This window comes from Thioclava sp., from assembly GCF_048263065.1.
In the GTDB taxonomy this organism is placed as follows: Bacteria; Pseudomonadota; Alphaproteobacteria; order Rhodobacterales; family Rhodobacteraceae; genus Thioclava.
On sequence record NZ_JBLXEM010000004.1, the window covers coordinates 236,847 to 258,204 of the forward strand.

Here is a 21,358-nt window from a genome sequence, read left to right on the forward strand (position 1 = left end):
TTCCTGTCTGTCCTGCATGGTCAAAAAAGGGCGGGTGTTCGCGCCCGCCCCGTTTCGTCAAAGCCCGTTCACCGGGACTTTAAGATAGGTTTTACCCTCGTCATCGGCGGGCGGCATCTGGCCTGCGCGCATATTTACCTGCAACGACGGGATGATCAGTTTTGGCATTGCCAGTGTCGCGTCGCGATCCGAGCGCATCTTGACGAAATCGGCCTGCGATTTACCGCCCCCGATATGGATGTTGCGTGCCTTTTCCTCAGCCACCGAGGTCTCCCAAGCATATTCATCGCGACCCGGCGCTTTGTAATCATGGCCCACGAAAATCCGCGTTTCATCAGGCAAAGACAGGATTTTCTGGATCGAGGCATATAGCATTTCTGCAGACCCACCGGGGAAATCGCAACGTGCCGTGCCGAAATCGGGCATGAACAATGTGTCACCGACAAAGGCGGCATCGCCGATAACATATGTGAGACAAGCGGGCGTATGGCCGGGCGTATGCAGCACACGGCCCTGAAGCGCGCCGACTTCAAACGTGTCGCCTTCCTCAAAGAGCTTGTCGAACTGGCTGCCGTCGCGCTGGAATTCGGTGCCTTCGTTAAAGATCTTCCCAAAGGTTTCCTGCACAACCTGAATTTTCCCGCCGATGCCGATTTTGCCGCTCACGCGTTCCTGGATATAGGGCGCGGCTGAGAGGTGATCGGCATGGACATGGCTTTCCAAAATCCATTTCACATCAAGGCCCTGCTCCTTGACGTAGGCGATCACCTCATCGGCGGATTTGGTATCGGTGCGCCCTGAGGAATAGTCGAAATCCAGCACGCTATCAACGATGGCGCAGGCAGTGCTGCCGGGGTCTTTCACGACATATGACACGGTGAACGTGGCCGTGTCGAAAAAGCCTTTGACGTCTGGTTTGATCATGTTGGCCTCCATTAACGTTTCCCTGCCATATGGCGCGGGTTGAATTTATGACATTGCGGCACGATGTCCCAGTGTCGATGTGAGTCTGGGCGGTAAGTCTTGCGCGAGATCGTATTGAAACCGAGCGTTACCATTGGAAATGCTCGACAATTGCGGGTAGCATTTTGAAGTCGGAAAACGCCACATCGTGGGGCATCTTATGCACCGGGGTCTTGCGATAACCCTCAGTATAAAGCGCAAATTTTGCCTTGGCATTGGTGGCGGTTTCGGCGTCAACTTCACTATCGCCGACGTAAAGCATTGCGCCGCCACCCAGCAACGTATGGCAATGATGCAGCATCTCTGGGTCGGGTTTGCGCGTCGGGCGACTGTCGCCGCCAAGGACAACGTCAAAGTGCTCCCACAGCCCAACATGGCGCAGCGCAGCCTCGGCAGGGGCATAGGGTTTGTTGGTGCACACAGCCATTTTACAGCCCCGATCCGCGAGTTGATCAAGCGCGGTGATCACGCCGGGATAGATGACATTGCCATCCACATCGGTTTCATAGCGCTTGATTAGCGCGTGCTCGACATGGGCAAAGAGCGGACCGTCGGGGTCTTCATCCGAGGAAATCAGCAATTCGCGCACGAGATTGGGCACGCCCTTGCCCACGAAAGAGCGGATCATGCCAAGCGAGAGCGGCGCGAACCCCAGATCATCTAGCACAGTGTTCGAGACCGCGTGAATGGCGGGCACGGAATCGATCAGCGTGCCGTCGAGATCGAAGATAACGGCGGGCGCGCTCATTGGGTTTTCCACTTGATCGAGCAGCCCATCGAGGGGATCTGGTCGCGCGGGCCTATCCCCGTTTTGGCAACCATCATCATGGCCTCATAAAGCTCGCGCTTGGCGTCTGCCGGACCGGCCTGCTTGGTTGAGGCATCAAGGCGACCGCGATATTGCAGCCCGTCTTGGGCATCAAATCCAAAGAAATCCGGCGTGCACGCCGCGCCGTAGGCTTTGGCGACCGCTTGGCTTTCGTCATAGAGGTAGGGAAAGGTGAAACCGCGATCGCGCGCGAGTTTCCCCATGTTTTCAAAACTATCCTCGGGGTAATCAGTCGCATCATTGGCCGAGATCGCCACCACCCCGATGCCTGCCGCCTGTAACTCTGCCGCGTCGCGCAAGATCCGTTGCAGAACGGATTGCACATAGGGGCAGTGGTTGCAGATGAACATTACCAGCGTGCCATTGGGGCCGCGGATATCATCCAGCGTGTAGGTTTTGCCGTCAGTGGCGGGCAGCGAGAAACCCGGTGCCTTCCAGCCGAAATCGCATACAGGGGGGGTGACAGCCATGCGGTCTCCTATTCGAATTCCATTTCCTCATAGACGACGCCTGCGTTTTTCGTCGCCAGTTCCTCAAACGTATCAAGGTGCGCGTAGGGGCTTTGGTCAACGTAATAGGCGCTGGCAAGATCGCCACCCTCTTCAATGTGCGCGCCAATTTTGCCGCGCAGATACACAAGATAGTCACGCGTAAAGCGGGTGACTTGGGCAAGGTTCGTGGGGTGGCCATGACCGGGGATGATGAATGTGGGCTGGAGCGGCATGAACTTGGTTTCCCAAGTCTCGATCCAGCAAGTCGTGCAAGTACCGGAAAAGATTGGCATCATGCGTTCAGAAAACGCGATGTCCCCGGCAATCATAAAGCCTTGCTTGGGCATCCAGACCTGCGTGTCGCCGGGGCTATGTGCGGGGCCAAGATGCATGACGTGGATCTCGAAATCGCCCATCGTGATCACGCGCTCGTCTTCAAATGTCTCGGTCGGCCCCATCGGGTCGGTGCCTTCGGCGTTTTCCTTGGCGTAGCCTTGCAGTCCCGCAAGCGCCGAACCCATCCCGTCTTCGAACTCGGCGGCTGCATCCACATGGCCGAGCACCGGCACGCCCTGTTCAATCCAGTAATTATTGCCCAGCATCGAATGGTTCTGACCGTTTTCATTGATGACAAGTTTAACAGGTTCGTCCGTTACGTCCTTGATTTCCTTGTGCAATGCCTCTGCCAGCTTGTAAGACGCCCCCGAGTTCACCACGACCACGCCTTCGCCGGTCACGATGAACGAGAGGTTGTTGTTATGGCCTGCATTTTCATAGGTCGGCGGCGCAGTGGCACCAATCGCCGACCAGATTCCGGGGATCACCTCATAGGGTTTGGAATACAGCACCGAGCCGGGATACTGATCGGGAATATCCTCGGAAGCCAAGACCTGAGAAACGTTAAGAAGCGCCATTAATGCGCTGGCAATGAACAGTTTTTTCATATCACACCTCGGGAACATAACGATAAGCGTCACCCACGCGCTCGGCATGGCCCAACCCGCCCTCTGGCAGGTGAAAGCCGATGATCGGCATCTTCTCGGACGCAATCTGATCAAGCAGCGCCACACGGGTTTTCGCGCCAAGATCTGGGTCTTGATCTGAACCTGCCGCCAAACCCGGGGCGGCGAACGCAAGGTAGTGATTAACGATCGCATCGCCCGTCACCAATGCGGAGGTGTTCCCATTGCGGATTTCGAACGACATATGACCCGGCGTGTGCCCCGGTGTCATGCGCGACGCGATGCCCGGCAGAATTTCCTCGCCATCTCCAAAGGTTGTGATCTGATCTTCAAGCGTTTGCAAACGCCGCAGCGCGCCCGCAGCAAATGTCGTGCGTCCGGAATCGATGGTGTTCACCGTCTCGGGGTTGATCCAGAAATCAAACTCGGTCTTGCCCATCAGGTGCTGAGCATTGGCAAAGATCGCTTCGTCGAAATCGTCGAGCACGCCCCAAAGATGGTCGGGGTGACCATGGGTGAACACGACATGGGTCACGTCATCGCGGCTGATTTCAAGCGCATCCAGCGCGGCTTGCAGCTTGCCCGCCGAGGGCATGAAATCGGGGCCCGCGCCGACATCAAACAGCACGGCATTGGTGCCATCACGATAAAGTGTCAGGTTACAGGGCGGCTCGACCTCGGGGCCGGTGATGCCGTAATCCTTCAGGATCGGCGCGGCCTTGGGATCATCGGAGACAAAGCTGAGCGGCAAGACGAGATTGCCATCTGACAGCGTGTCGATCCGTGCGGTGCCCAGTTCCAGCGATTGCGCGGCAAAGCTGAAGCGGGGCAGGGTGCTGGCAGCCGTAACCGCCAGCGCGCTGCGCAAAAGCGTGCGTCGCGTGACTTTCATGCCCATTCCTCCCTAAACAGGTATTCAATTTAGCGAATATGAACGACAGAATGTCACAGGGCAAGCATGCAGATCACAAAGGTGCGATTATTGCGCCGCTTTTAACGCTCCTTCGGCTGCGGTGCGGATGGCGCGCATGTTCTCGCCATAAACCTCGGGTTTGTCGACCGAGCCGCCTTTGAACACGGCCGAGCCTGCGACAAAGCAATCAGCCCCCGCCTGAACCAGCGGACCGACAGTGTTCGGATCGACCCCGCCATCGACCTGAATATGGATCTCGCGATCGCCGATCATCTGGCGTACCTGAGCGACCTTTTGCACGCTGGAGTGGATAAATTTCTGCCCGCCGAAACCGGGGTTCACGCTCATCACCAGCACCATGTCGCACAGATCGAGCAGGTATTCGATGGCGCTGGCGGGCGTGCCGGGATTAAGGCTGATGCCGCATTTCGCGCCCGTCGCCTTGATCGCCTGAAGCGTACGATGCGGGTGCGGCCCGGCCTCGTAATGGGCCACGATCATATCCGCACCTGCCTCGGCATAGGCCTCGATATAGGGGTCCACCGGCGCGATCATCAGATGCACATCCATGAAGGTTTTCACATGCGGGCGAAACGCCTTAACGGCAGGCGGGCCAAAGGTGAGATTGGGCACGAAATGCCCGTCCATCACGTCAACATGCACCCAATCGGCGCCCTGATCTTCGATGGCGCGGATCTCGGCGCCGAAATTGGCGAAATCGGCCGAGAGGATTGAGGGGGCGATTTTAATGGAACGGTCAAAGCTCATGGGGGCCTCCTTGGCGGCTCATTTCGTCAGTTGCGCAAATAGCGTCGGCAGTTTTTCGGGCAGGCGCTCGACCTGATCGATGATGGTGTAGTTATTGGCCCCGAATATCCGCGAGACATAGCGGTCGGCCTCGGGGTCGAGGGTCAGACAGTAGCTGGATATGCCGATTTGCGCCAATTCGGAAGCCGCTTTCTTGGCATCTGCGCGCAGATATTGCGGATCGCGCTCGTCAATATCGGCAGGCTCGCCATCGGTGACAATCAATAACAGCTTGTGGGATTCCGGGCGCGCGGCAAGGTGGTGCCCGGCATGGCGCATCGCAGCGCCCATGCGCGTGGACAGCCCGCCCTTCATGCCAGCAAGACGTGCCTTGGCCTCGGCGTCGAGCTTTTGTTCAAAATTCTTGAAGCGGTAATAGTGCACATCATGACGCCCGTCCGAGGCAAAGCCGTGAATGGCGTAAGGATCGCCGATCCCCTCAATAGCCGAAGCTACCAGCGCCGAGGCCTCGCGCGTCAGATCGAGCACCGTTTTCTCCGCGCCGCGCACCATCTCGTTGGTGGATTGCGACAGATCAAGCAAGATTACCACCGCCAGATCGCGCCGGTTGATCACGTTGCGCATGGTAATGCGCATGTCGGGCTGATGGCCGATCCGCGTCATCACCATCGCATCCACGGCGGCGTTGATATCGAGTTCGTCGCCATCCTCAAGTCGGCGCTGGCGCGACACGCCTTGCGGGCGCAGCCGGTCGACGATCTGCTTGATGCGGTGGCGGATGCCGCGATGGGCAGTCAGGATGGTGTCGATGGCCCCGGGGTCGCCGCTGCCTTGGCGGCGCTCATAGACCGTGGCCCAGCTGGGGCGATGCAGCTGCACTTTGTAATCCCACTCACCGTAATGAAACGGGTCCGAGACCGGCTCTTTTCCCTCGCGCTCGTTATAGGACACGCCCTCGTCCTCGTAGGGGAATAGTTCAGACCCCAAGACCCAGATCTCTTGCGCATCATCGCCAGCGGTTTCGACATCGACCTCGTTGACGAACTCCATCAAGCCGACTTTTTTGCGCACCTGACCGTGCTCGGGCTGATAGGCACTGGTGTTGTCCCAATCATACCCCTCCATCGCCCAGACAAAGCGGTTGTCGTCGCGATAGGGAATGGCAAGGCTTTCAAGGATACGCAGGCTGGGCACGGCGCGCCGCTCTGCCAACAGGTTAAACAGCTCGACGCCAAGCGACCAAGACATCATCGTCTCGAGCATGTTTTCGGCGATATTGGTGTGGAAGGTCTCGATGAGATTGTCGATCTCGACATCACCCAGACGCAGCTCCGGCTCAATAAGCGCGCGTGCGATCCGTTCGAGCAGATACATCGTTTCGTGTTCGTAAGTGCCGGCCGCGCTTACGGGCAGCAACGTTTGAAACATCGTCTTGAGACCGGGAAAGGCGTCAATTGCGCAGTATTCGACGCGCGCATCTTCAAACAGACCGATCAGGAAAATCTGCGCGGGGTTGAGCGCCTGTTGCCCCAGACCGCGATCGGAATAGGCGATATGGGCGGCCATATGCGCACACATCGCGCGATAAAGATCCAGCCCCGAGGTCGCACCGATCGCGTCTACAGCATCGGGCAGATGCAGCGCGCCGGACTCGATAAAGGGGCGAAACCCTGCGAAATCGGCCGCCGAGGGGCGCAGGAAGAAATCGCGCGCCCAGAATGCGCGCAGGTAGAAATTGAGCCGCCGCTGCGAGTCGATAAACAGCGTGCCCCGGCGTTCCTGTTTCAGGATGGCGCGGCTGTCTTGCGAGACTAAACCGAAGTAATCGGCCTGTTTTGGCAGATCGCGGCGATAGGCCTCGGCACCGAAATCAACCCAGCGGCGTAGGCCAGACAATGTCAGCTTGCCCAGCAACTCTTCGAGCACGCCAAACATCGGGCGCAAGCCGCGCGGCGCAATCGCAGCCAACCGATGCAGCAGCGCCAGATAGCCGCGCAGCAATTCAGGATCGCCAAAGCGGCGTGCCGCACCGGGCAGGGTCGAAAGCATCAGCATCAACACCTCGCCCGACACCATTGAGGACAGTTTTAGCACCGCGCCAACAACATCGCGGATCGCATCCTCGCCGCATTCCTTGACGACCTGGGGCATCTCGTCAAGATAGCTCACCAGCAGTTTCGGCCCCTTGCCAAGTGCGATCATCGCACGCGCGCCATCCAGATAATCCTTGAGCCCGATGGGCGACATCATCCGCGCGGATTCGTGAAACAGCCCCTCAAGGCTGTCCTCCAACTCGGGGGCGGCCTTGATCAGATCTGGTGCATACTCCTCAAGCGCGAGTTTCATAAGATTGCCCTCACGCCACCTTGGAACTGTCCGAGACCTCGGGGAAGAAAGTCGCCACCGCAGCTTGCAGCGTGTCGCGCATATCGCTGTCATCGGTGAGCGGCTCGACCAGCGCCATCTGGCAGGCGGCTTGCGGGGCGATGTTTTTCGCGATCAACTGGCCGGCATAAACCAGCAAGCGTGTCGACATCCCCTCATCCAGCCCGTGCCCTTTAAGATTGCGCGAGCGCTGCGCGACCTGCACCAGACGCTCGGCGGTTTTAAGGTCAATCCCGGCCTCATGCGCCACGATTTCGGCCTCGGTGTCGGTCGTGGGGTAGTCAAAACTCATCGCGCCAAAGCGCTGTTTGGTGGATTGTTTGAGATCCTTCATCATCGATTGGTAGCCGGGATTATAGGAAATCACGACCTGAAAATCGGGATGGGCATCGACCAGCTCGCCCTTTTTCTCCAGCGGCAACTGGCGGCGGTGATCGGTCAGCGGGTGGATCACGACGGTGGTGTCTTGGCGCGCCTCGACCACTTCGTCGAGATAACAGATCGCGCCAATCCGCGCGGCCACCGTCAGCGGCCCATCTTGCCATTTCGTGCCGTTGATATCGAGCAAGAACCGCCCGATCAGATCAGAGGCGGTCATGTCCTCATTGCAGGCCACGGTGATCAGCGGGCGCTGCAATTTCCACGCCATATATTCGACAAAGCGAGATTTTCCGCAACCCGTTGGCCCCTTTAGCATCACCGGCATACGCACGTCATAAGCGGCGGCGTATTGCTCGATCTCATTCCCGACGGGGCGGTAATAGGGTTCGGTCTTGATCAGAAACTGGCTAGTATCGATATCGCTCATGGCCGGCGCCCTCCGTTTGCGCGGGTGGGAAAACGTGATGGGGCTGGGCCGCGCGGGATGCGGCCCAGCCTCGGGTTCAATCAGCCCGTCATTTCGGCCCGGTGAACCACCATCGAGGTGCCCTGCGTCTGCTTGAAGTTGTCATAGCCAACAAGGCGGACGTGGTTCTTGGGGTTGGCTTTGCGACACATGTCGATCTCAGCAAAGATCGCATCAACATCGGTTTCGCCAAACATCGGAAGCTTCCACATATACCAGTAGTTGGAGCGGGTATTTTCCGGCTCGGTATGCTCAATCGCCGGGTTCCAGCCCATCTTCACAATATATTCGACCTGCTTGCGCAACTCATCGGCACTCAGCGGCGGCAGATAGGAAAACGTGCCCATCTTGCGGCTGTTCGGGTCTGACAATCGCGAGCCATAATCTTGCATTTCACTCATGGTTTCAATCCTTTCTCAGGTGTTCCTCATGCGATGATCCGAACGGATTACCGGTGTGCGACGTCCAGCTTGTCCACGGTGTCAAACTCGAACTTGATTTCTTTCCATGTTTCCATGGCGATCTTAAGTTCGGGGGAGTATTTGCCCGCTTCGGTCATGATATCCTTGCTTTCCTTTTCAAGATCGCGGCCCTCGTTGCGCGCCTTGACGCAGGCCTCGACGGCGACACGGTTGGCCGCAGCCCCCGCCGCGTTGCCCCAAGGGTGACCCAAGGTGCCGCCACCGAATTGCAAGCAGCTGTCATCGCCAAAGATGTTGACCAGTGCAGGCATGTGCCAGACGTGAATACCGCCCGAGGCCACCGGCAGAACGCCCGGCATCTGGCCCCAGTCCTGATCAAAGAAAATGCCGCGCGAACGGTCCTCTTTGATGTATTTGTCGCGCAACAGGTCGATCCAGCCCAGCGTGGCGGCGCGGTCGCCTTCAAGCTTGCCGACAACTGTGCCGGAATGCAGGTGATCGCCCCCCAGCAGGCGCAGCATTTTCGCCAGCACGCGGAAGTTGATGCCATGCTTGGGGTGACGGTCAATCACGCCATGCATTGCGCGGTGAACGTGCAGCAACATGCCATTATCGCGACACCAGCGCGACAGCGACGCCTGTGCGCCCCAGCCCATCGTGAGGTAATCCGACATGATAATCGGGCTGCCAATTTCCTTGGCGAACTCGGCGCGTTTATACATCTCTTCAATGTTGGGCGCGGTGACGTTCAGGTAATGCCCCTTACGCTCGCCAGTCTCAAGTTCAGCCTTTTCAATGGCTTCCTGGCAGAACTCAAAGCGGTCGCGCCAGCGCATGAAGGGCTGCGAGTTGACGTTTTCATCATCCTTGGTGAAATCGAGCCCGCCGCGCAGCGCCTCGTAAACCGCGCGCCCGTAATTCTTGGCTGAAAGGCCCAGTTTCGGCTTGATCGTGCAGCCAAGGAACGGGCGACCATATTTGTCCAATTTGTCGCGCTCGACCTGAATGCCGTGGGGCGGGCCGTCGCAGGTCGTCACGAACCACAGCGGGAAGCGGATGTCTTCCAGACGCAGCGCACGCACCGCTTTAAAGCCAAACACGTTGCCCACGAGCGAGGTAAAGACGTTGACGACCGAACCTTCTTCGAACAGCCCCATCGGGTAGGCGATAAAGGCATAATAGCTTTCATCATCGCCGGGCACGTCCTCAATCGCGTAGGCGCGGCCCTTATAATACTCAAGGTCGGTCAGCAGGTCGGTCCAGACGGTTGTCCATGTGCCCGTTGAGGATTCCGCCGCCACTGCTGCCGCGGCCTCTTCGCGCGGAACGCCCGCCTGCGGGGTGATCTTGAAACAGGCCAGAATATCGCTGTCCTTGGGGGTGTAATTGGGTTCCCAATAGGTCTCGCGGTATTCCTTAACGCCTGCGGAATATTTGCCAGAGGGGGCTTGCGTGTTCATGGTCGGGGTCTCCTTCTCCCTGAAAATCCGGTCGTTTCCGCGCCATTGCCGTGGGGCGATGGGCGGGGTTTTGCCTTATGCGCTTGGATCAAGCGCGCCTGCGCTGTAGCGTTCGGCCATCTCATCCATGTCGATGACGTCGATTTTGCTGGCGTTCCCGGCTGTGCCAAAACGCTCGAACCGGTCCAGACACAGCTTTTCCATCTCTTCCATCGCGGGAATGGTGAATTTGCGGGGGTCGAACTCGGTCTTCTTCTGCATCGCCACTTTGCGGAACTGCCCGGTGATCGCCATGCGGTTGTCGGTGTCGATATTGACCTTGCGCACGCCCGATTTGATGCCGCGCTCGATCTCTTCGACGGGCACGCCATAGGTCTGGGGCATCTCACCGCCAAACTCGTTAATCAGATCCTGCAGATATTGCGGCACTGAAGACGAGCCATGCATGACCAGATGCACATTCGGGATCTTGGCGTGAATCTGCTCGATCCGTTCAATCGCCAAAATATCGCCAGTCGGCTTGCGCGAGAACTTATAGGCACCGTGGCTGGTACCGCAAGCAATCGCCAGCGCATCAACCTTGGTTTTGGCCACGAAATCCTTGGCTTGGTCGGGATCGGTGAGCAGGTCTTCGCGGCTCAACTTACCCTCGGCACCCGAGCCGTCTTCCGCCGCAGCTTCGCCGGTTTCAAGGCTACCCAGCACACCCAACTCGCCCTCAACCGAGGCCCCGACCCAATGGGCCATCCGTGAAACGCGCTCGGTGATCTCGACGTTATACTCATAAGACGACGGCGTTTTCATATCCGCCTCTAGCGAGCCATCCATCATAACACTGGTAAAGCCGTGACGAATTGCGCTTAGGCAGGTCTGCTCGTTATTGCCGTGATCTTGGTGCATACACAGCGGGATATGCGGATACATCTCGGCCAGCGCCTGAATCATATGGCGCAGCATGATGTCACCGGCATAGCTGCGCGCGCCGCGGCTGGCCTGCATGATGACGGGCGAGTTACATTTCGCCGCCGCCTTCATGATCGCCAGACCTTGTTCCATATTGTTGATGTTGAACGCGGGCACGCCATAACCACGCTCGGCGGCGTGATCTAGAAGTTGTCTGAGCGTTATCAATGCCATATCAGTCGTTCCTCTTTCTCTGGTCTTCCTCTTGACCAAAATATCCCGGGGGTCCGGGGGCTGGCCCCCGGCGTGTTCAGATCCGGTTTTGCGCCTGATTTACAATCGCTTGCGCGGTGATATTGAAGTGTTCGTAAAGGGCGGGGGCAGGGGCCGAAGCACCAAAGCCCGTCATCCCGATAAAGCCGTCCTGTCGGTCGAGAAACAGATCCCAGCCCTGCCGGATCGCAGCCTCGCAGCCCACACGCGGGGCGGTGCCAAGGATGGCATCGCGATAGGCTTGGTCCTGCGCCTCAAACAGCTCAAAACACGGTGCGGACACCACGGCGGCCATGATCCCCTCGGCCTCAAGCTGATCTGCCGCCGCAATCGCGATTTCCACTTCGGACCCCGTGGCAATCAGCGTCACATCCCGCTGGTCGGGATCGCGCAGCAGATAGGCACCGCGCGCGCTCAGGTTCTCAGACACATGATCGGTACGTTGCAGTGGCAGATTTTGCCGCGACGCTACGATCATCACCGGCTTGTCCTTTGACATCATTGCGATTTCCCAAGCCTCGGCGGTTTCCACCGCATCTGCCGGACGCATCACCAACAGGTTGGGAATGGCGCGCAGACTGGCGAGATGCTCGACGGGTTGGTGGGTCGGGCCATCCTCGCCCAGACCGATGCTGTCATGGGTCATCACATAGATCACCGGCACGCCCATCAGCGCAGACAGCCGGATCGCGGGGCGACAGTAATCGGCAAAGGCCATGAAGGTGCCGCCATAGGGCTTGAGCCCGCCATGCAGCGCAATCCCGTTCATTGCCGCTGCCATCCCGTGCTCGCGAATGCCGTAATGGATGTAGTCACCGCTAAAGCTATCGGGCGTAACCGATTGCATTTTCGAGCTTTTCGTGAGGTTCGAACCAGTCAGATCGGCCGAGCCGCCAACCGTGAAGGGTAGGGTGGAATTAACCACTTCCAGCGCCATCTGGCTGGCTTTGCGGGTCGCGACCTTGGGCTTGTCCTGCGAGAGTTGACGCTTGAACGCCTCGGTTGCGGCGGCCAGGGCGCTTGTGTCGCAATCCTCGGCGGCTTGAAAATCGGCGCTGATCCGTTGTTCCCACTCCGCCCGTTTGCGCGCTCCGCGCGCGGCGATCTGATGCCACGAATCATAGATAGATGCAGGAATTTCAAAGGGCTCATGATCCCAGTTCAACTGCTTGCGCGCGGCTGAAATCTCGGCATCGCCCAGCGGCGCGCCGTGCACATCGTGGCTGCCTTGCTTATTGGGCGCGCCAAAGCCGATGATCGTGCGGCAGGCAATCAGCGAGGGACGCGGGTCGTGGCGCGCGGCCTCAATCGCCTCTGCGATAGCGTTCGTATCGTGACCGTCGCAATCGCTGACATGCCAGCCCGCAGCCGCAAAGCGCGCCTGCTGATCGGTCGAGGTGGACAGGTTGGTATCGCCATCAATCGTGATCGCATTGTCGTCCCACATCACCACCAGCTTGCCCAAGCCAAGATGCCCGGCGAGATCTATCGCCTCGTGGCTAATGCCTTCCATCAGGCAGCCATCTCCCGCGATGACATAGGTGAAATGGTCCACGTTATCATCGCCATAGCGCGCGTTCTTCATCTTTTCCGCTAGCGCCATACCGACCGAGGTTGCGATCCCTTGACCCAAGGGGCCTGTGGTCACCTCGATCCCATCGGCATGGCCATATTCCGGGTGGCCTGCCGTGCGCGACCCGAGCTGGCGAAACTTGCGCAGCTGATCCATGTCCATATCTGCATAGCCCAGCAGATGATGGATCGCATAGACCAGCATCGAGCCATGCCCGGCAGACAGAACGAACCGGTCGCGGTCCGGCCATTTCGGCGCGCTCGGATCAATCGACATAAAGCGGTTGAACAGGACGGTTGCGACATCGGCCATGCCCATCGGCATACCGGGATGACCGGAATTGGCCCGCTGCACTGCATCCATCGCAAGCGCGCGAATGGCGTTGGCCATTTCGGTTTCTTGAGTGGTTTGAATGTCTTTCATGGCTTTGTTCATCCTTCTCAAGCACGTCGGCCGTCGCGCACGAGGCGCTCGATCAACGGGGTTAGGATTAATTGCATCGCGAGATCCTGCTTGTTGCCGGGGATCACGATGGAATTGGCGCGGCTCATCCACGAGCCGTGGATCATCGAGGTGAGATAGGGAAAATCGATGCCGCGCGGGTTCTTGAAGCGGATCACGACGAGGCTTTCATCGGGTGTCGGAATCCAGCGCGCGACGAAGGGGTTTGAGGTGTCCACCACCGGCACACGCTGAAAGTTGATGTCGGTTTCTGAAAACTGCGGCACGATGCAATTCACATAAGAATGCATCCGGCGCAGGATCACATCGGTCACGGCCTCGGTCGAGTAGCCGCGCGAGGCGCGGTCGCGATGGATTTTTTGCGTCCATTCAAGGTTAATCACCGGCACGACACCGATTTTCAGATCGGCGAGTTGCGCGAGATTGACCTCATCATTGACGACGCAGCCGTGCAGCCCCTCGTAAAACAGCAGGTCAGACGTATCGGAGAATTCTGCCCATTGCGTGAAATGACCCGGCGGCGTGCCGTGGCGTTCGGCCTCGATATCATCGTGGACATAGTGGCGCGTCTTGCCCTTGCCGGTCTCGCTATACTCGCGAAAGACCCGCTCTAGTTCGGATAACTCGTTGGCTTCATAAGAAAAATGCGAGAAACCGGGATCGCCCTCGTCATAGTGTTTTTGCAGCTCGGCCTTCATGTCGGCGCGGTTGAAGCGGTGGAACGCATCGCCCTCGATCGAGACGGCTGAGATGTCCTCGCGGCGAAAGATCTGCTCGAAGGTGTTTTTCACGGTCGAAGTGCCAGCCCCCGAGGAGCCCACGACAGAGATGATCGGGTGTTTCTTGGACATGTTTTAACTCCGGAACAGGCCGCGATTATTGAACAGGGCAAGAGCCTCGTCTTGCGGCAAATCGTGATAGGCGGCGACGCGGGCGACTTTGGCATTGGACCCAAAGACGAACGGCGTACGGGCGTGCAATTGGTCGGGCAGGGCGCTCAGGATCGGGTCGGCCCCATCGGTGGCCCCGCCCCCGAGCTGCGTGATCAGCAATGCGATCGGCGCGCATTCATAGACATGGCGCAGACGACCGCGCTTGTAGCCCTCACGGTCATCTCCGGGATAGAGAAACACGCCACCACGCGTGATGATGCGATGGGTTTCTGCCACCAGAGAAGCAATCCAACGCATGTTGAAATTGCGCCCGCGCGGCCCTTCAGACCCCGCCACCATGTCATCGACAAAGGCGCGGATCGGCACCGGCCAATGGCGGTAATTCGAGGCGTTGATCGCATATTCGGACGTATCGACGGGCAGGGGGCGCGGGTCGGCCACGCGGGTCCAGCTATCGCCGCCCGGCTCCAGCACCCATTGCTGAACACCGTGCCCGAAACTTGCCACCAGCGCGGTTTGCGGCCCGAAGATGATATAGCCGCCAGCGATTTGCTCGCTTCCGGGGCGTAGAAAGCTGGCTTCATGCGTCTCGGCGGCGGGAAAGATCGAAAAGATCGTGCCAATCGAGACATTCACGTCGATATTGGATGATCCATCGAGGGGATCGATGGCAAGCGCCAATGAGCCGTTGCCAAAATCGACAACCTCGTCTTGCTCTTCCGAAGCGTAATGGATCACCGCGCTATCGCGCAACGCATCCATGAAGGCCTCATCGGCAATCACATCGAGCGCCTTTTGACCATCGCCGCCAGCATTGACGCCGGCTGCTTGCGAGAGATCCGCTTCAATCCCGTTGCGTGCAATGATGCGAGCGAGCTTCGCACCGACCTGTGTCAGGCGGGTCATTGTATCAGATAGTTCGCTAGATAGGCCGAGGCCTTCGAAACTCACGGACATCGGCTCCTCCTCCAAGGTGACGTGCTGAAGTGAGGTTACGATTGCGGAATTTGTGTTTTTATGGAATTTAAATAATTATAAATAGACTTCAGGGAATTTTAATATCGATGCGAATGAACGCCCTCACGTTAAAACAATTGCGCGCACTCGATGCGGTGGCCAAAGGCGGGTCGTTGACCGCTGCTGGCGAGGCTCTTGGCTTAACGACGCCCGCAATTCACACACAAATCAAAGGCTTGGAAGAGGCTTCGCAGATGAAGCTGATCCAGCGCGCCGTTGATGGCGCGGGATCAGAGCTGACCGAGGCGGGCCACGCGTTGCGCGATGCGGCGCTGCGAATTGAGGACAGTTTGTCGCAGGCTGAGGCCAATTTGCGCGCGATTCAACGTGGTCAGGTCGGCCGTTTGACGCTGGGTGTGGTCTCAACGGGCAAGTATTTCGCGCCTAGATTGGTAAAACTGATGCAAGACGCGCATCCCGAAATAGAACTGTCCCTTAAGATCGGAAACCGCACCGAAATCGTGCAAGGGTTGGAACTCGGCTCGTTCGATATAGTCGTGATGGGGCGGCCGCCACGTCAACCCGAGGTGATTGCTGAGCCGCTAGGGGATCATCCGCACGGGTTAATCGCGCCGCCGGGTCATCCGCTGATCGGTCATGCCAGCGATCTGGATATGTTGTTTTCTCAGCGCTTCATCGCACGCGAACAAGGCTCGGGAACACGCATTCTGATGACGCGCTGGCTGGACCGGGTTGGCGACGGGCGGATCTATGACACGCTTGAGATGGACAGCAACGAGACGATCAAGCAAGCCGTCATGGCCGGTCTAGGGGTTGCGTTCCTCAGCCTGCATACGGTGACGGATGAGATCGACACCGGGCGTCTGGTGTTGCTGGATGCGCCGGGGCTGCCATTAATGCGTCATTGGTTTCTCGTGCGTCCAGTAAAGGAGCGTCCGCGCGATCTGACATTGCGGATATGGGATGAGATCATCGGCCTAAGTGGAAAGTTTCTACCGGTGCCAATACGGTAGTAGGATATGAAAACAAGTGTTTAGCGGGTTTTCCTGATGTGGTATGTTTACATAATACCGATTATAGGATTAATATATGCCCAGTTCTTGTAAGACGCTCTGCATCCATTTGCAGCTTTACGTAATCACATTGGGCTCCGTGCGCCCTGTGCGCTCGCGGATCCCTACGATTGCCTCGGTTGCCTTGATGATCGGCCCCAGCGCCTCTTGCGGATCGTGTTCAAGCCCGTCCGGGCCCGGCGTGTAGCGTTCAAGATAGACGCGCAACGTCGCGCCCTCGGTGCCCGTTCCCGACAAACGCAGCACAACGCGCGAGCCACCCTCGAACAGAATACGAAACCCTTGGCCTGTCGAGATCGAACCATCGACGGGATCGGTGTAAGAAAACTCGTCGGCACTCTCGACGGTAAGACCCTCGTATTGCGTGCCTTTCAACCCATTCAGACGCGTGCGCAGGTCCCCCAGCATCGCCTCGGCCTGATCGCTGGGCAGCGCTTCGTAGTCATGTCGCGAATAGTAATTGCGCCCGAACCGCGCCCAGTGATCTTGCAAAATGTCCGCTACGCTCATCTGGCGCACGGCTAGGATATTGAGCCACATCAGCACCGCCCAAAGCCCGTCCTTTTCGCGCACATGATCAGAGCCGGTGCCAAAGCTTTCCTCACCACACAGGCTAACCCGTCCGGCATCCATCAGATTGCCGAAAAACTTCCAACCCGTTGGTGTTTCATAACAATCCAGCCCCATCTCGGTGGCCACACGGTCCACCGCAGCAGAAGTCGGCATCGAACGCGCAACCCCTTTCAGTCCCGATTTATACCCCGGAACCAGATGCGCATTGGCGGCCAGAACGGCTAGGCTATCAGAGGGCGACACATAAACGCCCGCGCCTAGAACCATATTTCGATCGCCATCGCCATCCGAGGCTGCACCGAAATCAGGCGCATCCGCACCCATCATCTCCGCCATCAATTCATGCGCCCAAGTCGGGTTGGGATCGGGATGCATTCCGCCGAAATCAGGTAACGGCGTGGCATGGGTGACGGTGCCCGCAGGCGCACCCAAGCGGCGCTCCAAAATCTCGACGGCATAGGGCCCGGTAATCGCGCACATCGAATCCATCCGCATCCGAAATCCCGCGTTGAACATGGCCCGCAATGCATTGAAATCGAACAAAGTTTTCATCATGTCTGTATAGGCCTCTACCGGGTCCACTACCTCGACCACCATCATGCCAAGCTGGGCCTCACCGACGGTCGCGAGATCAGGGTCGCCCGCATCCAGACAAAGATATTCCGTGATCTCCTGACTGCGCGCATAAATAGCCGAAGTCACCGATTCCGGCGCAGGCCCGCCATTGCCCATGTTGTATTTAACACCGAAATCCTCTTTCGGACCGCCCGGATTGTGGCTGGCCGACAAGATGATCCCACCCATCGCCCCGCGCGTGCGGATCAGATGCGAGGCTGCCGGGGTCGAGAGCCACGCGCCCTGCCCCACGATCACCCGCCGCGCACCGTTCGCCGCCGCCATCTTGAGGATCGTGCGCGCCGCCTCGGCCCCGAAATAGCGCCCGTCGCCGCCCAGCACCAAAGTCTGCCCCGCAATCCCGCCGATCGCATCAAAGGTCGCTTGCACGAAATTCTCAAGATAGCGCGGCTGCATGAAGACCTTGGTCTTTTTGCGCAAACCAGAGGTGCCGGGTTTTTGCCCCTCAAAGGGCGTCGTGGCGTGGCGGGTCATGTTGGCTCCTGGCGTGGCGATTGGATGAAAACTTGCAGCGATTGAGCGGCAAGACAAGTTGATGTGTCACGCGTGGGCAAAATCGCGCCATTGGGATCGGCGCTATCAAGCACGCGCTCCAACGCGCCAGCTGGCAATTGCGCCTCGCAAGCGCCGCCTGAATTAAAAATCAGATAGGCAGCGTGATCGCCTGCCTCCCCCGATGACCCTTCGGCGGCACCACGAATTTCCACGCCAATGCAGCGCAGATCGGGATTGCCCCAATCGTGAGGCGTGGGTTCGCCGCCTGAACACAGCCGCCAAATCAAGTCGCGCATCCCATCTTGCGCGCGCGTCAAGGCGTGCAAAAAACGGCGCTGGCGCAGAACCGGATAGGCGTTGCGCAGCGCGATCAGCCGCGCGGTATACTCGATCAGGGCCTCATCGGCATTGGGCCAGTCCAGCCAACCAATCGGATTGTCCTGCGCATAGGCGTTGTTGTTGCCCCCTTGAGAATTGCCGAACTCATCGCCCGCCAACAGCATCGGCACACCTTGGCTCAGGATCAATGTGGCGAGCAACGCGCGTTTGCGCGCATCCTGGGACGCCCGGTCTGGCAACGCTTGCGAAAAGTTCGCATTATGGCCGTCGCGATTGCCCTCGCCATTCGCCTCATTGTGTTTTTCGTTAAAACTTACAAGGTCTTGCAAGGTGAAGCCATCATGTGCGGATACAAAATTGACCGAGGCGTAGGCGCAGCGACCGTCATGGTCAAACACCTCAGCCGAACCCGCAACTCGGCGCGCCAGATCGCCCGCCATGCCGTTATCGCCGCGCCAGAACCGGCGCGTATCATCACGAAACCGGTCATTCCATTCGGTGAACGGATGGGGAAACCCGCCTAAGAAATAGCCGCCGGGACCGATATCCCAAGGCTCAGCGATCAACTTGACGCCGCGAAGCACCGGATCTTGCGCGATGGCACTTAGGAACGGCGCGTTTGCCTCAACCGCGCCGCTTGCGCCACGCGCCAAAGTGGCGGCCAGATCAAAGCGAAACCCGTCCACGCCCATCTCAAGCACCCAATGGCGCAGACAATCCATCACAAGGCGCAGCGCAAGCGGATTAGACAGATTCAGCGTATTTCCCGTGCCGGTTTCGTTAATATACGCGCCGCGATCGCCAAGGCGGTAATAGCTGGCATTGTCGATCCCGCGCAGCGACAGCATAGGGCCGCGCGCATCGCCCTCGCCGGTGTGGTTGAACACCACGTCAAGGATCACCTCAATTCCGACATTATGAAACCGTCGCACCATGTCGCGAAACTCAGCACGCGGATCTGGGCCGCCATAACGCGGTTCGGGGGCGAAAAAGCCAACCGGCTGATAGCCCCAATAGTTGCGCAGATCCTTTTCCACGAGGAACTTGTCATCGAGAAAGGCGCAGGTCGGCAGTAGCTCAATCGCGGTAACCCCAAGCCTGCCCAGATGCGCCAAAATTGGATCACTCGCCAGCCCCGCCCAAGTGCCACGCAAGGACTCGGGGATATCGGGATGCAGCCTGCTCAGGCCCTTTGGGTGGGCCTCATAAATGATGCTATCACGCCAACGATGCGCCGGGCGATTCCACTCGGGAAGCTGCGTCTCGCACACGACCGACTTCGCCATTTCGGATGCGGAATTATGCGGTTCCGGCTTGGATTTCCCTTGCGCCATAGCGGCTTGCCAGATCACGGGCTGATCAAGCGCACGCGCATAAGGGTCGATCAACAGCTTGGCGGGGTTAAATCGATGCCCCGATTCAGGCGCCCAAGGTCCGTGCACGCGATAGCCATAGCGCGCCCCTGCCCCAAGCCCCGGCACAAAGCCGTGCCAGATCGCACCGGAACGTCCCGGCAGGCGCAATCGAACCTCATCACCTTGGGTAAACAGGCACAGATCGACCGCCTCGGCATGCTGCGACGCAAGCGCAAAATTCACGCCGTCATTGCTAAGCGTGGCCCCCAGTGTATCGCCGCAGCCGATCTCAATCTGCATTGGAAATCAACGCATCATAAAGCGCTGCATACAGACTGGCCGAGCGCTCCCATCCCCAATCGACCTTCATAGCGCGCGCCACCATCGCCCGCCAAAGTGCGCGATCTTCATAAAGCGACACCAGTTTCAGCAAGCTCTGCTGCAAAGCCAGCGCATCCACGGGATGAAACACCACGCCTGTCGCAGCTTTGGCCGCCATCGTCGCAGGCGTCGCACCCACCACAGTATCGGCCAGCCCGCCCACCGCCGCTACAATCGGCAAACACCCATAGCGCAAACCGTAAAGCTGGGTCAGACCGCACGGCTCGAACCGCGACGGCACCAGCACCGCATCGCCGCCGCCAAACATGCGATGACTCAACGTTTCATCGTAGCCGATCTTGACGCCAACCTGACCGGGATAACGCGCGGCGAGATTAAGCATCGAGGCCTCTGCCCAGCGATCCCCAGACCCCAGAACCGCCAAACCCCCACCCGCCGCAAGGAAAGGTTCAATCGCGGGCGCGATCAGATCAATCCCCTTTTGATCGGTCAACCGGCTGATCAAGATCGCCAACGGACCTTTGACATCAAGATTAAACTCTTCCTGCAAGGCTTTGCGATTCTTATCTTTATCCGCAATTTTCTTTACTGAGAACGGGTTGATATGCGGATCCGTCTCCGGGTTCCAAGCCGTGGCATCGATGCCATTCAGGATGCCATGCAAATCACGCGCGCGAAGTTGCAAAACCCCCTCTAGTCCCATGCCGAATTCGGGGCGCATCAACTCATCCGCATAGCGCGGGCTGACCGTGGTGATCGCATCCGCCGCCATCAGCCCGGCCTTAAGCGTCGAGATGTCCCCCCAAAACTCAACGCCATCACGCTGAAAATCGTTCGCTGTCAGCCCCAGCGCCTCCAGCTTGATGCGCGGGAACCGCCCTTGAAACGCGATATTGTGAATCGTCATCACACTGGGAATGCCCGAGCCGCGCAGATACCACGGCACCAACCCGGTTTGCCAATCATGCGCATGCACGATCTCGGGCTTCCAACTCGCCACCCCTTTGCGCGCGACCTCGGCTGCGACATAGCTTAGCGCAGCAAAGCGCTCGCCATTATCGGCGTAATCTCCCGCCGCATCGGAATACGGCCCGCCCGCGCGATCAAACAGATGGGGCGCATCCAGCGCCAAAACCGCCATCGTGCCCGCCCGCCCCTGCATCAACCGCGCTGGAGCGCCGAATAGATCGGGGCTTTGCCAGACCTCTTTCGTAGATTTCAGGGATTTCAGGACACCGCGATAGGCGGGGATCATTACCCGCATCTCCCAGCCCTGCCCGGCTAGCGCGCCCGGCAGCGCCCCCACCACATCGGCCAGACCGCCTGTCTTGATCAGCGGCACGGCTTCTGAGGCGACGGAAAGAACCTTGCGCATTTTGCCCATTTCATCTGGCCTCAAATACTCTTGGGGGGGCGGCGCAAG

General features: G+C 58.7%; 18 protein-coding genes. 1 reads left to right on the top strand and 17 read right to left on the bottom strand.

Translation table 11 applies throughout. The features are described 5' to 3' along the window. Positions 1-57: 57 nt before the first annotated feature. From ACN0SD_RS08245 to ACN0SD_RS08310, 14 genes are all read right to left on the bottom strand, one after another. Positions 58-921 carry an MBL fold metallo-hydrolase gene (locus ACN0SD_RS08245; RefSeq protein WP_417807820.1) on the bottom strand — a complete coding sequence of 288 codons (864 nt, stop codon included), beginning with the start codon at positions 919-921 and terminating at the stop codon, positions 58-60. A gap of 130 nt (positions 922-1,051) precedes the next feature. Continuing rightward, the gene (locus ACN0SD_RS08250) at positions 1,052-1,711 is read right to left on the bottom strand and encodes a phosphoglycolate phosphatase (protein WP_417807750.1); all 660 of its coding nucleotides are present in this window, start codon (positions 1,709-1,711) and stop codon (positions 1,052-1,054) included. Further along, entirely contained in the window at positions 1,708-2,262 is a 555-nt protein-coding gene (locus tag ACN0SD_RS08255; protein ID WP_417807751.1) for a thioredoxin family protein, read from the bottom strand. The genes ACN0SD_RS08250 and ACN0SD_RS08255 overlap by 4 nt, the downstream gene beginning before the upstream one ends. Positions 2,263-2,270: 8 nt before the next feature. Further along, positions 2,271-3,227, bottom strand: a complete 957-nt coding sequence (locus ACN0SD_RS08260) for an MBL fold metallo-hydrolase (RefSeq protein ID WP_417807752.1) — start codon at positions 3,225-3,227, stop codon at positions 2,271-2,273. Between the two features lies 1 nt (position 3,228). Beyond that, positions 3,229-4,137, bottom strand: coding sequence for an MBL fold metallo-hydrolase (locus ACN0SD_RS08265; protein ID WP_417807753.1), 909 nt, complete (start codon positions 4,135-4,137; stop codon positions 3,229-3,231). A gap of 87 nt (positions 4,138-4,224) precedes the next feature. Next, entirely contained in the window at positions 4,225-4,926 is a 702-nt protein-coding gene (rpe, locus tag ACN0SD_RS08270) for a ribulose-phosphate 3-epimerase (protein ID WP_417807754.1), read from the bottom strand. An 18-nt stretch (positions 4,927-4,944) separates the two neighbouring features. Further along, entirely contained in the window at positions 4,945-7,272 is a 2,328-nt protein-coding gene (locus tag ACN0SD_RS08275) for a nitric oxide reductase activation protein NorD (protein WP_417807755.1), read from the bottom strand. 10 nt (positions 7,273-7,282) lie between these two features. Continuing rightward, positions 7,283-8,119 carry a CbbQ/NirQ/NorQ/GpvN family protein gene (locus ACN0SD_RS08280; protein WP_417807756.1) on the bottom strand — a complete coding sequence of 279 codons (837 nt, stop codon included), beginning with the start codon at positions 8,117-8,119 and terminating at the stop codon, positions 7,283-7,285. A gap of 80 nt (positions 8,120-8,199) precedes the next feature. After that, the gene (locus ACN0SD_RS08285; RefSeq protein ID WP_417807757.1) at positions 8,200-8,559 is read right to left on the bottom strand and encodes a ribulose bisphosphate carboxylase small subunit; all 360 of its coding nucleotides are present in this window, start codon (positions 8,557-8,559) and stop codon (positions 8,200-8,202) included. A gap of 47 nt (positions 8,560-8,606) precedes the next feature. Further along, positions 8,607-10,040: a form I ribulose bisphosphate carboxylase large subunit gene (locus ACN0SD_RS08290; RefSeq protein WP_417807758.1), complete on the bottom strand. Its 1,434-nt coding sequence runs from the start codon at positions 10,038-10,040 to the stop codon at positions 8,607-8,609. 75 nt (positions 10,041-10,115) lie between these two features. Beyond that, positions 10,116-11,177, bottom strand: a complete 1,062-nt coding sequence (gene fba / locus ACN0SD_RS08295; protein WP_417807759.1) for a class II fructose-bisphosphate aldolase — start codon at positions 11,175-11,177, stop codon at positions 10,116-10,118. A gap of 76 nt (positions 11,178-11,253) precedes the next feature. Then, positions 11,254-13,212, bottom strand: a complete 1,959-nt coding sequence (gene tkt / locus ACN0SD_RS08300; protein ID WP_417807760.1) for a transketolase — start codon at positions 13,210-13,212, stop codon at positions 11,254-11,256. 17 nt (positions 13,213-13,229) lie between these two features. Continuing rightward, positions 13,230-14,102, bottom strand: coding sequence for a phosphoribulokinase (locus ACN0SD_RS08305; protein ID WP_417807761.1), 873 nt, complete (start codon positions 14,100-14,102; stop codon positions 13,230-13,232). A 3-nt stretch (positions 14,103-14,105) separates the two neighbouring features. Then, the gene (locus tag ACN0SD_RS08310; RefSeq protein ID WP_417807762.1) at positions 14,106-15,101 is read right to left on the bottom strand and encodes a class 1 fructose-bisphosphatase; all 996 of its coding nucleotides are present in this window, start codon (positions 15,099-15,101) and stop codon (positions 14,106-14,108) included. Between the two features lie 107 nt (positions 15,102-15,208). On the opposite strand from ACN0SD_RS08310, the gene cbbR reads away from it, so the two are divergent. After that, entirely contained in the window at positions 15,209-16,135 is a 927-nt protein-coding gene (gene cbbR, locus ACN0SD_RS08315; RefSeq protein ID WP_417807763.1) for a LysR family regulator CbbR, read from the top strand. A gap of 117 nt (positions 16,136-16,252) precedes the next feature. Here cbbR and ACN0SD_RS08320 read toward each other — a convergent pair whose 3' ends face one another. Genes ACN0SD_RS08320 through glgA form a run of 3 tightly spaced genes read right to left on the bottom strand, consistent with a single transcriptional unit; the run spans position 16,253 to position 21,310 of the window. Then, complete coding sequence (locus tag ACN0SD_RS08320) at positions 16,253-17,878, bottom strand: alpha-D-glucose phosphate-specific phosphoglucomutase (RefSeq protein WP_417807764.1); 1,626 nt, start codon at positions 17,876-17,878, stop codon at positions 16,253-16,255. Further along, on the bottom strand, positions 17,875-19,893 hold the full coding sequence (gene glgX, locus ACN0SD_RS08325; protein WP_417807765.1) for a glycogen debranching protein GlgX: 2,019 nt from the start codon (positions 19,891-19,893) through the stop codon (positions 17,875-17,877). The genes ACN0SD_RS08320 and glgX overlap by 4 nt, the downstream gene beginning before the upstream one ends. Then, positions 19,883-21,310: a glycogen synthase GlgA gene (gene glgA / locus ACN0SD_RS08330; protein WP_417807766.1), complete on the bottom strand. Its 1,428-nt coding sequence runs from the start codon at positions 21,308-21,310 to the stop codon at positions 19,883-19,885. Before glgA ends, glgX begins: the two co-directional genes overlap by 11 nt. Positions 21,311-21,358 lie beyond the last annotated feature (48 nt).

Excerpts from the sequence above, each read along its gene's own strand:
- ACN0SD_RS08265 (WP_417807753.1), bottom strand. The coding sequence starts at position 4,137 with ATGAAAGTCACGCGACGCACGCTTTTGCGCAGCGCGCTGGCGGTTACG.
- fba (WP_417807759.1), bottom strand. The coding sequence starts at position 11,177 with ATGGCATTGATAACGCTCAGACAACTTCTAGATCACGCCGCCGAGCGT.
- ACN0SD_RS08255 (WP_417807751.1), bottom strand. The coding sequence starts at position 2,262 with ATGGCTGTCACCCCCCCTGTATGCGATTTCGGCTGGAAGGCACCGGGT.
- ACN0SD_RS08250 (WP_417807750.1), bottom strand. The coding sequence starts at position 1,711 with ATGAGCGCGCCCGCCGTTATCTTCGATCTCGACGGCACGCTGATCGAT.
- ACN0SD_RS08280 (WP_417807756.1), bottom strand. The coding sequence starts at position 8,119 with ATGAGCGATATCGATACTAGCCAGTTTCTGATCAAGACCGAACCCTAT.
- ACN0SD_RS08285 (WP_417807757.1), bottom strand. The coding sequence starts at position 8,559 with ATGAGTGAAATGCAAGATTATGGCTCGCGATTGTCAGACCCGAACAGC.
- glgX (WP_417807765.1), bottom strand. The coding sequence starts at position 19,893 with ATGCAGATTGAGATCGGCTGCGGCGATACACTGGGGGCCACGCTTAGC.
- ACN0SD_RS08310 (WP_417807762.1), bottom strand. The coding sequence starts at position 15,101 with ATGTCCGTGAGTTTCGAAGGCCTCGGCCTATCTAGCGAACTATCTGAT.
- ACN0SD_RS08320 (WP_417807764.1), bottom strand. The coding sequence starts at position 17,878 with ATGACCCGCCACGCCACGACGCCCTTTGAGGGGCAAAAACCCGGCACC.
- ACN0SD_RS08260 (WP_417807752.1), bottom strand. The coding sequence starts at position 3,227 with ATGAAAAAACTGTTCATTGCCAGCGCATTAATGGCGCTTCTTAACGTT.
- ACN0SD_RS08290 (WP_417807758.1), bottom strand. The coding sequence starts at position 10,040 with ATGAACACGCAAGCCCCCTCTGGCAAATATTCCGCAGGCGTTAAGGAA.
- cbbR (WP_417807763.1), top strand. The coding sequence starts at position 15,209 with ATGCGAATGAACGCCCTCACGTTAAAACAATTGCGCGCACTCGATGCG.
- rpe (WP_417807754.1), bottom strand. The coding sequence starts at position 4,926 with ATGAGCTTTGACCGTTCCATTAAAATCGCCCCCTCAATCCTCTCGGCC.
- tkt (WP_417807760.1), bottom strand. The coding sequence starts at position 13,212 with ATGAAAGACATTCAAACCACTCAAGAAACCGAAATGGCCAACGCCATT.
- glgA (WP_417807766.1), bottom strand. The coding sequence starts at position 21,310 with ATGCGCAAGGTTCTTTCCGTCGCCTCAGAAGCCGTGCCGCTGATCAAG.
- ACN0SD_RS08305 (WP_417807761.1), bottom strand. The coding sequence starts at position 14,102 with ATGTCCAAGAAACACCCGATCATCTCTGTCGTGGGCTCCTCGGGGGCT.
- ACN0SD_RS08275 (WP_417807755.1), bottom strand. The coding sequence starts at position 7,272 with ATGAAACTCGCGCTTGAGGAGTATGCACCAGATCTGATCAAGGCCGCC.